Here is a 1,142-nt window from a genome sequence, read left to right on the forward strand (position 1 = left end):
CTTGACATGTCATTTTTCAACTGTTATATATAACTAAAGGGCAAAAAGCTCTGACAAAGAATTTTTTGCCTTTCATTATCATAGAAGAATCTTATTTACAGACTTTTTCTCATAGTCTCAACGTAACCAATAAACAAATCCAGCAATATGTAGATGGATGGGCGGATTTTCTTTCTAAAAGCAGCATAAAGAAAAATAAAGCTCTGCTCAGACAAATCTTCAAAATGCCAAAAGGGAGGGCATTATCTCGATAGATCCCACAACCGACCTGCCGGACCTGTTGGATGCGTTCAATTTAAAATCATCCGCCTGCTTACAGGCGGCAATCCTTAAAAGTTCGATGACAATAAATTTAACAAATCAGCGCCCACTCAGAGCAACACAGAGACGACTCATAGGATCAGTAACACAAAGATTCGAATTATCTTGTTCATCATGCGATATCATCAAACACCCTTGTGTTCCACTCTTTTCTCTAAATTTCCTATTTCAACTTGAACTTTGCTAAATATGCCCGAATTTTTTGTCAATAATGAAACATTATTTTCCTTCTCTTTATTTATAACATCTCGTACTATAAAAATAGAATCTATAATTATATCTTTTTGTTTCAGTCCCACAATTCCCTTTTTTTCATATTGATCCTTAAGATTTTTATATGCATTTAATAAAATAATATCACCAGTATTCATAAACCGAAAGCCATTAATATTCTCATTCATCCATGTCTGTGTAACTCCTATATATTGGGCAAACTCATCTTTACTACTATTCCTTCTAGTTTTTCTATACATTGTCAAAACTTCTGATATTGCGTTATATACATTATATGCTTCTATAACCTTATCAGCTGTCAACCCAACTAATAACAGAATTTTTAAATTCACAAACTCCAATACGTGACAGTTATTTCATTGCTAATCATACTATTGTTAGAGACCTTCAAGAAAAACTATTGGAAAAAGGCTATTTTTTAGAGAGACAAGTCAATGAATATGAATACATGAAAGAACATGGAATTGATATTCAAGGAAAGACTATTATGGAATTAGAAAGCGTAATTCAGTATTATGTGGGATATTGGATTAATAGGAATGCAAGTTTAGCAAAGCGTGGGAAAAATGCCTTATTTGATAAAAACA

At 32.4% G+C, this 1,142-nt stretch carries 2 protein-coding genes; one reads left to right on the forward strand and one right to left on the reverse strand.

What is annotated here, in order from left to right:
* Positions 1-446 precede the first annotated feature (446 nt).
* Positions 447-887 (reverse strand): hypothetical protein, encoded by a 441-nt coding sequence (locus H8704_RS14015; protein WP_249298674.1) that lies wholly within the window; start codon positions 885-887, stop codon positions 447-449.
* 26 nt (positions 888-913) lie between these two features.
* Between H8704_RS14015 and H8704_RS14020 the strand changes: the two genes are divergently transcribed.
* Positions 914-1,142, forward strand: a 229-nt coding sequence (locus H8704_RS14020; protein ID WP_249298675.1) for a hypothetical protein, incomplete at its 3' end; no start/stop codon positions are given.

It is taken from the genome of Jutongia huaianensis (genome assembly GCF_014384985.1).
Classification (GTDB): domain Bacteria; phylum Bacillota; class Clostridia; order Lachnospirales; family Lachnospiraceae; genus Jutongia; species Jutongia huaianensis.